Genomic DNA, 13,610 nt, shown 5'->3' on the forward strand with positions numbered 1-13,610 from the left:
AACCTATGAAATTAGATATACTTGCTTTTGCTTCGCACCCCGATGATGCTGAACTTGGCTGTGCCGGAACTATAGTTGCGCACATTGCCGCCGGTAAAAAAGCAGGTATAGTTGACCTGACAAGAGGCGAACTTGGCACCCGCGGAACACCGGAAACACGCGCTGCCGAAGCAGCAGCCGCATCCGAAATTCTGGGTTTAAGTATTCGTGAGAACCTTGGTTTTGCTGATGGCTTTTTTGTGAACGATAAAGCACATCAACTAAAAGTAGTAGAGAAGATCCGACAGTATAAGCCTGAACTGGTGCTGATGAACGCGATCCATGACCGCCATCCGGACCATGGCAAAGGGTCGCAGCTGGTGTCGGAAGCCTGCTTTCTGGCTGGCCTTAAGATGATCGAAACCTTTGGCCCGGAAGGAGAGCAGCAGGAAGCCTGGCGACCAAAGGCCGTTTACCATTTTATTCAGGACCGTTACATAAAGCCGGATGTGGTTGTAGATATTACGCCGTACTGGGAGAAGAAACTGGAAAGCATACGCGCTTTTAAATCGCAGTTCTACAACCCCGAGGATACATCACAAAATACTTACATCTCCTCGCCCGAATTTATGGAGTTTATTGAAGCCCGCGCCAAAGAATATGGCCATGCCATTGGGGTAACGTACGGCGAAGGTTTTACAGTGGAACGCCTGATCGGTGTAAAGAATCTTTTTGATCTCCTATAGTTTGCAGGATAATTATTAAAGTATAAAGGCCAAACTATAGCAATAGGGCATAATACATACTTAACTATAAAAAAGAAGGGCGCCACAACTGTAGCGCCCTTCTTTTTTCAGTTTCTTTATAGTTAGGTTCTGTTCTTTCGCCAGTTAGATTGCGGTACAGTTGCAGTAGCAGTTCCGGCTTCAGCTATAGTTGGTTTTTGCTTCTGCAGCAGCATGGCAGCCAAGGCTACAGCTATAGTTTCTTCTGCTTCCGATGATGCTGGCTTCAGAGCTTCCGGGGTGAAGTAACGCTCGATGAATTTGGTATCGAAGTTACCGCTCACAAACGCTTCGTGTTGCAGCACGTAGGCACCGAAAGGCAGTGTTGTCTCGATTCCGGTTATCTGGTATTCAGCTATGGCGCGCAGCATCTTTTCAATGGCTTCCTGTCGGTCTTTGCCAAAGGTAACCAGTTTGGCAATCATCGGGTCGTAATAGATCGGAATGTCCATGCCCTGCTCAAAACCATCGTCTACCCGTACACCCAATCCCTGCGGACGCTTGTAAGTTTCCAGTTTTCCGATGTCTGGCAGGAAATTGTTGGCCGGGTCTTCGGCATACACGCGTAGTTCCAGGGCATGCCCGTTTATAGTTAAGTCCTCCTGACGGAAACTTAATGCCTTACCTTCTGCAATCTGTATCTGCTCGCGTACCAGGTCCAGGCCTGTGATCTGTTCTGTTACCGGGTGCTCTACCTGCAGACGGGTGTTCATTTCCAGGAAGTAAAAGTTCAGGTTCTCATCCACCAGAAATTCTACCGTACCAGCCCCAACGTAATCACAGGCTTTGGCTACATTTACGGCGCAACGTCCCATTTCTTCACGCAGTCCGGGCGTAAGCACTGCCGATGGCGCTTCTTCGATCACTTTCTGATGACGGCGCTGGATAGAGCACTCCCTTTCAAATAAGTGAACAATGTTGCCATGCGTATCACCTAATACCTGTATCTCGATGTGGCGTGGTGAGCCAATGTATTTCTCAATAAAAACGGAGCCATCGCCAAAAGCTGATGTAGCCTCGCTTACAGCTAACTGCATCTGCTCTTCGAAAACCTCCACGCTATCCACTACACGCATACCCTTACCGCCGCCGCCAGCGCTGGCCTTGATCAGGATAGGGAAACCGATGTTCTGGGCAATCTTTTTCGCTTCTTCTACATCGGTAATGGCGTACTCGGTGCCGGGCACCATCGGGATGTTATAGTTGGCAACTGCTGCTTTGGCGGCCAGTTTGCTTCCCATCAGTTCAATGGCTGCCGGGGATGGGCCGATAAAAATAATTCCAGCCTCTTCCACCGCTTTGGCAAAACCGGCATTCTCAGACAGGAAACCATAACCCGGGTGTATCGCATCTACATTCAGTTTTTTGCAGACATCAATAATTACATCGCCGCGCAAGTACGATTCGTTAGATTTTGGCCCGCCTACGCAAACAGCTTCGTCGGCAAAACGTACATGCAGTGCGTTTCGGTCTGCTTCGCTGTAAACAGCTACGGTTTTAATGCCCATTTCTTTAGCTGTCCGCATTACGCGCAGGGCAATTTCGCCACGGTTGGCAACTAATAGCTTATTTATTTTTCTCATGCCGGAGCTTTACTTTTTCAGAGTTCAAAGAAACGGCTTTGGCACCAAACATAAAAGCTGAATATAGAAAAAAGACTTTGCCAGCAAAGGATTAGATTGTAATTGACAGCTTAAAAAGTTAAATTTGCGCAACTTTATGCAAGAATTCGTATGAATGCATATTAAGTGCTTTAAGACAGAAATATCCCGATAACTTAATTATTACGAAAGTGGATTTATTTGAAAAACTGAAGACCAACAGAGGTCCGTTAGGTAGCCACTCACATTATGCGCATGGTTACTTTACTTTTCCTAAACTGGAAGGGGAGATTGCTCCACGCATGAAGTTCAGGGGCAAAGAGGTACTTACCTGGAGCCTGAATAACTACCTGGGCCTGGCAAACCACCCGGAAGTTCGCAAAGCTGATGCTGAGGCGGCTGCAGAGTGGGGCATGGCTTACCCGATGGGTGCCCGTATTATGTCGGGTAACTCCAACTACCACGAGAAACTGGAAGCAGAACTGGCTGAGTTTGTTCAGAAGCCGGATGCCCTGCTTTTAAACTTCGGTTATCAGGGTGTTGTGTCTATTATTGATGCACTGGTCGACCGCCACGACGTTATCGTTTATGATGCTGAGTCGCATGCCTGCATTATTGATGGCCTGCGTCTGCACCAGGGCAAGCGCTTTGTGTATGCCCACAACGACATGGTTAGCCTGGAGAAACAGTTAGAGCGTGCCACACGCTGGGCTGAGAACACAGGCGGCGCTATCCTGGTGATCACGGAAGGTGTATTCGGGATGTCTGGTAACCTGGGTAGCCTGGATAAAGTGGTAGCCCTGAAAGAGAAATTCAACTTCCGCCTGTTTGTAGACGATGCACATGGCTTCGGAACAATGGGTAAAACAGGTGCCGGTACAGGCGAGCATTTAGGCTGCCAGGATGGTATTGATGTTTACTTCTCTACGTTTGCCAAATCTATGGCCAGCATTGGTGCGTTTGTAGCCGCCGATGAGCAGGTGGTAGAATACCTGCGCTACAACATGCGTTCACAGATCTTCGCCAAATCGTTGCCAATGCCACTGGTAATTGGTGCCCTGAAGCGTTTGGAATTGCTGCGCACAAAGCCAGAACTGAAAGAGCAACTATGGACAGTAGTAGATGCCCTGCAGGCTGGTCTGCGTGAAAAAGGCTTCAACATCGGTACAACTACGTCGCCGGTAACGCCTGTATTCCTGAACGGGCAGATTCCGGATGCGACACAGCTTACACTGGACCTGCGCGAGAACTATAACATCTTCTGCTCTATAGTTGTGTATCCGGTAGTACCGAAAGATGTGATCATGTTACGTCTTATCCCTACTGCTGCGCACACGCTGGAGGATGTGAAAGAGACGATCGACGCGTTTGAGAAAATTGCACAAAAATTGGACAAAGGCTTGTACTCCAAGTCTCCGGTTACTGCGTAGTTTGCTCTAAAGGCATATATTAAATTTCTCTAATTTTTGCATCTTATTACTAAATGTGTATATTAGAGCTATCAAACCAAATGTTTCACTATAACAAATAGCTCTAATGAACAACAACTTTAGCAAACTGAGAGACCTGGTTATGTCGCTGGAAGCTGACTTCGAGAAGTTCTACGACAAAAACAACGCAGCTGCAGGTACACGTGTACGTAAAGGCATGCAGGATCTTAAAAACATGGCGCAGGACATCCGTAAGGAAGTTCAGGACATGAAAAACAGCACTGCTGATAAAAAATAGTAATCAGACAGCAACTGAAAATAAAAAAGGTGACCTGAAAAGGTCACCTTTTTTATTTGTAACTACTTAAACTATAGTTACTTAACTATAACCAGGTAGTAGTTCTTTTTGCCTTTCTGCACAACCAGGTATTTATCCTGCAACAGGTCATAGTTCAGCGCCTCATCAGGGTTCTGTACCTTCTGGCGGTTTATGCTTACGCCACCGTTCTTGATCATACGCTTCGCCTCACCCTTCGACTCGAATACCTGGCCACCTGTCAGGTCGGAGAGCAGCTCGCTTACGCTGGCAGCTTCTGCGTAGGCAGCGCTGCTAACTTCTATCTGCGGCACACCTTCGAACACAGACAGCAATATTTGCTCTTTCAGGCCTTTCAGGGTCTCTAAATCACCTTTCCCAAATAAAATTTCTGAGGCATCTACAGCAGCAATATAGTCTTCTTCGGAATGCACACGAATTGTAACATCCTTAGCTAAGGCTTTCTGTAAAACGCGCAGGTGCGGAGCCTGTTTGTGCTCTTCTGTCAATCGTTCAATTTCATCTTGAGGGAGCAATGTATACACCTTTATCAGCTTCTCCGCTTCTTCATCCGACAGGTTAAGCCAGAACTGGTAGAACTTGTATGGCGATGTAAAGTTAGGATCCAGCCAGATGTTGCCACCTTCGGATTTGCCGAATTTAGTACCATCGGATTTGGTAACCAGCTTGCCAACCAGTGCAAAGGCTTTGCCACCATCCATACGGCGGATCAGCTCAGTACCGGTCGTGATGTTACCCCACTGATCGGAAGCACCCATCTGCAGCTTTACACCTTTGTTTTTATATAAATGATAGAAGTCGTAGCCCTGGATCAGCTGGTAGGCAAACTCGGTGTAGGAGAGACCTTCGGCGCGGTCGCCTTCTTCATCGGCGCTGATACGCTTCTTCACCGAATCCTTGCTCATCATGTAGTTTACCGTCAGGTGTTTGCCTACTTCACGCAGAAAACCCAGGAAGCTGAACTCCTTGAACCAGTCGTAGTTGTTAACGATCTCGGCAGAGTTGACACCACTGTTAAAGTCAAGGAATTTTTCTAACTGTTTCCGGATGCCCTCCTGGTTGGCGCGCAGGGTTGCTTCGTCCAGCAGGTTTCGCTCCGCTGATTTTCCGGATGGGTCGCCGATCATGCCGGTGGCGCCACCAACAAGCGCTACAGGTTTGTGGCCTGCACGCTGCAGGTGCACCAGCAACATAATAGTGGCCAGGTTACCAATGTGCAGCGAGGAAGCGGTCGGGTCGAAGCCAATATAGCCGGTGGTCATGCCGCTGGCCAGTTGTTCTTCGGTACCGGGCATGAAATCGTGGAGCATGCCTCTCCATCTCAGTTCTTCTATCAGATTCATCTATATCGTCATCTTCAGTTTGCGGCAAATATAAAAAAGAGTTGGCAGTAAATTGCCTGTATAGTTGCCATAGTTGCAGCCCGGCACCTGGCCCGCTGTAAAATACACAGTTTCGGGTATGGGTTCTGAATAGGGTAAATACTATATTTGTATCATCTAATATTCTGAGTAGTAATTAGTAGAGGCTGGCTTTGGCCGCATCATTCATTCTTTAATCTATAGTTTATGGCATTTAACATGAAAACAGTGCTGGCCCCGGCAGTAGCCCTGCTGCTGTGCGCACAGGTCAGCTTCGCCCAGACAGAGGATCTGCGCAAAGTAAGCACCGACCTGAAAGGGAAAATTACCGAAGTACAGACGGCAAAGATCAAGTATCAGCAGCAGCTCAATTTTAAGGAGCCTTACCTGCTGCAGTACGAGTTTACCCAGACCGATGAAAAAGGCAAAGCGGTAACTTATATGTATGAGTTTAACATGGCTGACCTGGATCCTTATGCCGTGACAGAAGTGACGCAGAAAGATAAATTACTGGTAAAAGCCACGGTGCGTAATAATCAGAAGCTCATTAAAGTATACAAAGACCGCGAAGTGCAGCCATACGTGTCAAGTGTGGAACTGATAAGCAAGGATATTGACAATGCCCGCGCCCTGAAAGAGCTACTGAAAGCCGGTATACCAATGGCTGAAAAGCTGATGGAAAAGAAGCTGAAACTAACCACTTACGACGCGCAGGTAGACTGGCTGACGCAGAACGTGAAGCCGGTTGAGCTGGGCGATAAAATTTACAAGCAGGCCTTTGCCAAAGGCGATCATGTCGGTACGATCCGTTTCCAGAACACGGAAGTAGACAAGCAGAAATCCGAAGACCATGTGTATACCTTTAACCTGGCCGATATCAACCCGAATTCCATCAAGTTCAAGATATCTGGTAACCAGTTTATAGTTGGCTTTGAGACCGTTCGCGATCAGAAAGTAGTGAAGTATACCAAAAACAGCGCACCCGGCAATTTTACAAACCAGGTAAGCGTGGTTGTAAACAACGTAGAGGATGCCCGCGACCTGAAAACAGTACTGAACCTTGTAATTCCGCAAGCACAGGAGAAAGTAAAAGCGGCTATGCCGGCTGTTGCCAATCAGCAGGAAGCCCTGAAACTGTTAAGCTCCTTCATAAAACCGGTAAAATATGGTGAACTTACAATTGAGCAAACTATAAATGCCGGCTGTGTTGCCACTTTGCAGCAGGTGAGCCAGACTGCAGGCAAAACAGAAAAGGAAGTGTACGAACTGAACCTGATGGACCTGAACGAAAACCTGCTGGATTACAGCATAAGTGGTCAGAAAATGAGCATCGAAGTAAAAGTGAAGGACAAAGCCAAACTGGTAAAATATAGCAAAGATGATGTCCTTAAATCATACAACGACGATGTAAAGATCTATACCGAAGATGTGGAAGTGGCCCGACGCCTGGCGCACGTGCTGGGCAAAGCTATAGTTGGCTGCCGCGATAACTATAAGATGCAGTTCAGTGGCAAAGCCCCGGACAAGGTAAAGTGGCTGATCAGCAACATTGGTGAACTGAGCCTGGATGGCAAAACCGTTACGCAGAAGTTTGCTTTGGTTGATGCTGCCGATATCAATAAACTGAAGTATACGACTGTGGAGTCTGACAGCAAAAAGACTGTTGAAGAGATCTACGAATTTAACCTGACAGACATTAACCCGAAAAGTGTAAACTATAGTGTAAAAGGCACGTGGCTTTCGGTAACGATGGAAACCAACTTCAAGGATAAGATCATAAAGTATTACAAAGACGGTAAGATACAGGCCTACACCAACACGGTGGAGATAAAACTGAACGATACCGAGAAAGCCCGTAACGTGATAGCTGCCCTGTCGGAGTCTATTACAGAGCTGAAGAAGTAAAACGATAGTTTATAGTTGTAAAGCCCGGGAAATCCCGGGCTTTTTGTTTTGAAGGCTATAACTATAGTTTGCGCTAATTTTTCGAGTCGGATCAGAAATAGCGGCCGAAGAGGCTGGTTTATACTTCCACTTTCGGGCTTTAGTCTTAAATTTGTGTAGTTAACGATTCCCTACGTAATGGCCCACACCCCCGAAGGCATATTAGAACAGCTTCAGAAACGCAACTTTGCTCCTGTGTATTTTTTGCAGGGCGAGGAACCATACTATATTGATCTGATCTCGGATTATATAGAACAGCACGCCCTGCAGGAGCATGAAAAAGGCTTTAACCAGGTAGTGATTTATGGAAAGGATGTGGATGTGGCAACGGTACTGCTGCAGGCAAAGCGTTTCCCAATGATGGCTGAACGCTCGGTGGTGATCGTAAAGGAAGCCCAAAGCATACAAGACATTGACAAGGAAGATGGTGCAAAGCAGCTCGAAGCCTACCTGAGCAATCCGCTGCCGTCCACCATACTGGTGTTTGCCTACAAACATAAAACGCTGGATGGCCGCAAGTCGCTCTCTAAAGCCTTCGCACAGCATGCGGTCATGCTGACTACTAAAAAGCTTTGGGAAAACCAGGTGCCGGCCTGGGTAACAAATTACCTCAAGAGCAAAGGTATAAAAGCCACACCACAGGCAGTACAGCAGCTAAGCGAGTTTATCGGTTCCGACCTGAGCCGCCTTGCCAACGAAATAGACAAGCTGTTGCTTAACCTAAAGCCCGGGCAAACGATAGATGAGCGTGTGGTGCTGGAGAATGTAGGCATCAGTAAGGAGTATAATATTTTTGAACTGCAGGCTGCCCTTATTGCCCAGGATGCCCTGAAAGCGAACCGGATCATTAACTACTTTGAGGCAAATCCGAAAAATAACCCGGTTATCCCTAACATTGGAATGTTGTTTTCGTTCTTTTCGAAGCTTTTGAGCCTGCATGGTGCCGCTGATAAATCGGATGCCGGGCTGAAGAAGTTATTGGGGCAACAGGCCTGGAAACTGAAAGAATACCAGCATGCCATGCGCCTTTACCCGATAAACCGCGTAGCAGACATTGTGCATTACATCCGTGAAGCTGACCTACAGTCGAAAGGCATAACCGGAGGCGACATGAGTGAGGCGGATATTATGCGGGAACTGGTGTTTAAAATACTGCACCCGGTGCCGCGAAACCTGGTGGTTTAAATTTAAAAACCGGTACAATATTTTTGTCCCTATCGCATTATATATAGGTGTAACTATGTTTTGCCGGGCAAATGGCGGCGCAAAAGGTTAAAACCGGGGACGCTTGTCAAAAATTATTAACTTTGAATGAAGTGGCTGATGCAGAAAGGCCATTTATATATCAGGAATAAAGAAACGAATAAGCCTGGCGCTGCCGGGCCGGTTTAGGAACATACTATGAAGATAGCGTACAAAATTGCATTGGCGTCGGTACTGGCGGGTGGCTCACATGTGGTAGCAGCCCAGCATACACAGATATTTACTGCCAAAGACAAGTACTTTCATGAAGGGCTTGAACTTTTTGACCGTGCCAAGTATGGCGCCGCCCAGGAAGCCTTCCGAAAATATATTGAGCTGATTGGCGACAATGCCAAAACGGCTGATGCGCAGTATTATTACGCCCTGAGCGGACTGTACCTGCTGCACCCCGATGCCGAACAGCTGATCCTTAACTTTGCCAAAAACTACCCGGCGCACCCTAAAACGGCACTCGCCAACTATGAGTTGGGATTATACTACTTCGATCAGAAGGACTATAAGAAATCTGTAGAGTACCTGAAGCTGGCGCCAGCGCACCTGTTAAGCATAAAGCAGAACAAAGAGCTGGAATTTAAGTTAGGCTATTCTTATTTCGCTACCAAAGATTTTGCTAACGCCAAAACCTATTTTGATAAGAACAAGACCAACGGCTTCCGCGAAGATGCCCACCGTTTTGCCTATGCCTCTAACTACTACGCAGGTTATATATCGTACCGCAACGGCGACTATGCTGCCGCCAAAGCAGATCTTAAAATAGCTGAGCAGAACGAGGCGTATGCCCAGATCGTGCCTTACATGATCACGGAGATTCTGTACAAGGAAAATGATGTGTATGAAGTGATCCGTTATGGTGAAGCTTCGCTGGCACGTACACCTAAAGTACAGCAGGCAGATGAGATTGCCTTACTGGTAGGTGACGCTTATTACCAGCGCGGCGATTATAAAACGGCGGATAAATACTTTACCCAGTATGCGCAGGGCAAGAAAACGCTGGAGCCCGTGGTACAATACAAGATCGGCTACACCAACTATAAGAACGGCAACTATAAGGACGCTATCTCGAACCTGAAAGCGGTAGCGCTTAAGAAAGATGCCCTGGGCCAGAGCGCGGCGTACTATTTAGGTTTAAGCTACCTGCGCGAGAACAACAAGCAGTTTGCCCTTACAGCTTTTGATCAGGCACGCAAAAACAACCACGACAAGGATATAACGGAAGCATCTACCCTGAAATACGCACAGGTAAACTATGAGCTTGGAAATTTCCGGGAAGTGATCAATTCCCTGTCAACGTTTGCCAACGATTACCCGAATTCTGACCAGCTTACCGTTGCCGATGACCTGCTGAGCGAAGCTTATTTCAGTTCAAACAACTACCCGGAAGCGATCCGCCACATTGAGAGCATGCCGAAGAAGAGCTGGAAGATTTTACAGACCTACCAGCGTGTAACTTACCTGCATGGGGTTAACCTGTTTAATGAGGCCAAGTTTCCGGCAGCCGTTGCCATGCTCGATAAGTCGTTGCAGTACCCGTATGACAAGGAAGTAACAGCAGCCAGCCATTTTGTGAAAGGAGAGGCGTATTCGGTGGGACAGCGCTACCAGGATGCTATTAACTCCTATGCCGCTGTTTTCCGCAATACATCTGCCGGCAAGTCTGATTATTACCTGAAGTCGCGCTACGGTATTGGCTATGCCTATTACAACACCAAGCAGTACGACAAAGCACTGCCGCATTTTAAAGCATTTGTAGACGGCACCAACACCAGCAACCCGAACCACTACGACGCTATGCTGCGCCTGGCTGACCTGTATTATGTAAGCAAGAACTATAGCCAGGCCCAGCAACTATACAACAAGGTAATTGCCTCTAACTCACCGGATAAAGATTATGCTTACTTCCAGCGTGGAGTAATTGCAGGTATCACGGGTAATAAGGAGCAGGCCGAGCAAAGTCTGAAGTCAGTTATAAACGAGTTCCCAAGCTCGCGCTATGCCGATGATGCCCTGTACCAGGCCGCTATTCTTGACTTTGAAGCAGGTAACTATGCACCGGCCGTACAAGGCTTTACCACACTCATCAATGCAAACACCAACAGCAAGCTGATCCCGAATGCCCTGCACAAGCGTGGCCAGGCTTATGCCAACCAGGGGCGCCACAACGAGGCTATTCAGGATTACAAGCGTGTGCTGGATGAGTACCCAACTTCAAAAATAGCCAGTGGTGCACTCTATAGTTTGCAGGAGTCGCTGGCAGCCCAGAACCGCAGCGAGGAGTTTGATGCGTACCTGGCCAAATACAAAACCAACAACCCGGAAAGCAACGCCCTCGAAAGTATAGAATTTGAAGCTGCTAAAACGCTTTACTTCAATGAAAAATACCAGCAGGCTGCGGTTAAACTGGAGGCTTATTTAACAGCATATCCGAAGAGCCCGTTTGTGTTCGATGCCCGCTACTTCCTGGCTGATTCGTACCTGCGCAACGGCGAAACCCAGCGGGGCCTGCAGCGCATGAAAGAGGTGGTGGCCGAGAACAAATCGGAGTACCTGAACCGTGCCATACAACGCATCGCTGACCTTGAGTTTGAAACTAAGAACTATAGCGAAGCCATTAAATACTATAGCCGCCTGCGCGATGTGGCCGCCAACCGAAAAGAGCAGCAAAATGCCCTTACCGGTCTGATGATGAGCTACTATAACACCAACGACTATGCCGGTAGCAAGCGCATTGCAGCCGAGTTGATCAGCCAGGGAAATGCTGCCCTGAATGCGTATAACACAGCTATGCTGTACCGCGGCAAGTCAACTTATGCGCAGGGCGACATGGCGCAGGCCCTGAAAGAACTGCGCGAAGCATCTGCCGCCGCTGCCGACGTACATGGTGCCGAAGCACAGTATTTAGTTGCCGAGATCCTGTACAAGCAGAAGAAGTACAAAGAGTCGCTCGACGAGGCATTTGCCTTTAATAACAAGTTCTCGAACCACGATTACTGGCTGGGCAAGACCTTCCTGTTGATTGCAGACAACTATGTGGCGCAGAACGAACTGTTCCAGGCCAAGGCAACCCTGAACTCAATTATCGAGGGCTCGCCGGTGGAGGAAATTGTAGCGGAAGCGAAGCAGAAACTGGAGAAACTGAACGGTGGAAGCGGAACAGGAGCAGACAGCACCCGCCAGGAACAGAAGTAACATACAGTATAACAGCAGAGAAGCATCAAGATGAAAAAGAATATAAGAAAAGCATCGCTGGCCATTGTGTTGTGTGTTGGCTACGCATTTATGAACCCAACGCTGGCGCAGAACAACGGCTGGGGCGAAGGAGCCAAGCTGGAAGATGCCGAAGTAGTAGTTGAGAAGAACCGTGTGATAGAATTGCCGAACGCTGCCCGTAACTTCGAAAAGTTCAGGGTGGAGCCGCCAGCAGTGGCTGACCGCAATGTGCGTTACCGGTTCGAGGATTACCGCTTGCCATCGCAGGACATTGAGCTGCAGATGCGCGTGTTAACTATAAAACAGGACGAGCTGACCAAACTATATGGTAACTACCTGAAAGCCGGCTTTGGTAACTATGGCACTGCCTACTTGAAAGGCTATTTCCATAACAAGCGCTCCGAAACAGCATCTTATGGCGCCAACGTGAGCCATGTAAGTTCAGCGCGCGGTCCGGAAGTGAAAGGGCAGTCGGCGGTAGCAAACAGCAGCATCAGCGCCCATGCCGAGCGTTACCTGCCCGGTTTTACCATTGGCGGCCGTCTGGGCTATGAGCGTGATAAGTATCATTTCTATGGGTATGCGCCGAGCCTGATGGATGAAGTGGATAAGGACACAACCAAGCAGATCTTCAACCGCATCCATGCCAACGGGTACATTCATAACCAGACATCCAACTCGCCGCTGCTGTATAAGGCAGGCGTTAAGCTGAACTACCTGAACGACCGCTACAACCTGAGCGAAGCCAACATTGCCTTAAACCTGAACTCGGAATATACCATTGATGAGATCTCTGGCTTTAAAGTTGATGCCGACCTGTCGTTTGTGCAGCACAAGGACTCAAGCAGCGTGTCGCGTACCTTCTTTAAACTGAACCCAAGCTACGAGCGCCAGTTTGGTGCTGCGCGGGTAACTATAGGCGCTAACGTGGCCTATACCGGCGACGAAGTGAACGATGCCCGCCAGTTCAATATCTATCCGCAGTTCAGAGTTGGAGTAGAGCCGATAAAAGATAACCTGCTGTTATACGCTGGTTTAGGTGGCGATCTGCAAAGAGTTACTTTATATGAACTGACCAAAGAGAACCCCTGGATAAATGAGAAGGTTGAGGTGGCCGATATCAACAAAGGGCTGGAGATTTACGGTGGTTTTTCGGCTAACCTGTCTAACTACGTGCACCTGACAGGCCGTGTGGCGTACCAGAATTTCCGCAACCTGTACTTCTATAACAACGCCGCCTCCGACTCCACTAAATTCGACCTGGTGTATGACGATGGCGTAACAAATGTTTTAAATATTTATGGTGAGGCTGTTTTTGATTACATCGATGAAGTTCGCCTTGGTTTAAAGCTTGATTATAACTCGTATAACACAGCCAGTTTAGACCATCCCTTTCATCGTCCGGAGCTGATGGCGAGTGTTTTTGGTACCTACAACTTCTACGACAAGATTCTCTTTAATTCAGAACTTTACTATATTGGGAGTTCTTTCGGACGCATTTACAGACCAGATGGTACGTTTGTGACCAGGGAGACCGATAACATTATAGACCTGAATTTAAAAGCGGACTATAAGTTTACAAGTACCTTTACTGTTTTCCTGATGGCTAATAATTTACTTGGGAAGAAATACGAAAGGTTTGTAAATTACCCCGTGAAAAGTATAAACCTGATAGGTGGAGTTACCTATTCATTTTAAGTAGC

The 13,610-nt window shown here is 47.7% G+C and carries 9 protein-coding genes; 7 read left to right on the forward strand and 2 right to left on the reverse strand.

The features are described from left to right. Positions 1–5 precede the first annotated feature (5 nt). The gene (bshB1, locus tag H7F15_RS03760; RefSeq protein ID WP_185195621.1) at positions 6–725 is read left to right on the forward strand and encodes a bacillithiol biosynthesis deacetylase BshB1; all 720 of its coding nucleotides are present in this window, start codon (positions 6–8) and stop codon (positions 723–725) included. Between the two features lie 122 nt (positions 726–847). Here the strand turns inward: bshB1 and accC are convergent, their stop codons facing one another. Then, the gene (gene accC, locus H7F15_RS03765; protein ID WP_185195622.1) at positions 848–2,347 is read right to left on the reverse strand and encodes an acetyl-CoA carboxylase biotin carboxylase subunit; all 1,500 of its coding nucleotides are present in this window, start codon (positions 2,345–2,347) and stop codon (positions 848–850) included. 209 nt (positions 2,348–2,556) lie between these two features. Here accC and H7F15_RS03770 point away from each other — a divergent pair, with 209 nt between their 5' ends. Further along, a complete protein-coding gene (locus tag H7F15_RS03770; protein ID WP_185195623.1) occupies positions 2,557–3,795 on the forward strand; it encodes an aminotransferase class I/II-fold pyridoxal phosphate-dependent enzyme in 1,239 nt (412 codons plus the stop codon). 106 nt (positions 3,796–3,901) lie between these two features. Further along, on the forward strand, positions 3,902–4,093 hold the full coding sequence (locus tag H7F15_RS03775) for a histone H1 (RefSeq protein ID WP_185195624.1): 192 nt from the start codon (positions 3,902–3,904) through the stop codon (positions 4,091–4,093). A 77-nt stretch (positions 4,094–4,170) separates the two neighbouring features. Here H7F15_RS03775 and tyrS read toward each other — a convergent pair whose 3' ends face one another. Further along, the gene (tyrS, locus tag H7F15_RS03780; protein ID WP_185195625.1) at positions 4,171–5,475 is read right to left on the reverse strand and encodes a tyrosine--tRNA ligase; all 1,305 of its coding nucleotides are present in this window, start codon (positions 5,473–5,475) and stop codon (positions 4,171–4,173) included. Between the two features lie 225 nt (positions 5,476–5,700). Here tyrS and H7F15_RS03785 point away from each other — a divergent pair, with 225 nt between their 5' ends. The 4 genes from H7F15_RS03785 (at position 5,701) to H7F15_RS03800 (ending at position 13,605) form a co-directional block, all read left to right on the forward strand. After that, positions 5,701–7,398: a hypothetical protein gene (locus H7F15_RS03785; RefSeq protein ID WP_185195626.1), complete on the forward strand. Its 1,698-nt coding sequence runs from the start codon at positions 5,701–5,703 to the stop codon at positions 7,396–7,398. Positions 7,399–7,575: 177 nt separating this feature from the next. Further along, positions 7,576–8,622 carry a DNA polymerase III subunit delta gene (gene holA, locus H7F15_RS03790; RefSeq protein WP_185195627.1) on the forward strand — a complete coding sequence of 349 codons (1,047 nt, stop codon included), beginning with the start codon at positions 7,576–7,578 and terminating at the stop codon, positions 8,620–8,622. A 216-nt stretch (positions 8,623–8,838) separates the two neighbouring features. After that, on the forward strand, positions 8,839–11,886 hold the full coding sequence (locus H7F15_RS03795) for a tetratricopeptide repeat protein (RefSeq protein WP_185195628.1): 3,048 nt from the start codon (positions 8,839–8,841) through the stop codon (positions 11,884–11,886). Between the two features lie 30 nt (positions 11,887–11,916). After that, entirely contained in the window at positions 11,917–13,605 is a 1,689-nt protein-coding gene (locus H7F15_RS03800) for a hypothetical protein (protein ID WP_185195629.1), read from the forward strand. Positions 13,606–13,610: the final 5 nt, after the last annotated feature.

It is taken from the genome of Pontibacter sp. Tf4 (assembly GCF_014212495.1).
GTDB lineage: Bacteria > Bacteroidota > Bacteroidia > Cytophagales > Hymenobacteraceae > Pontibacter.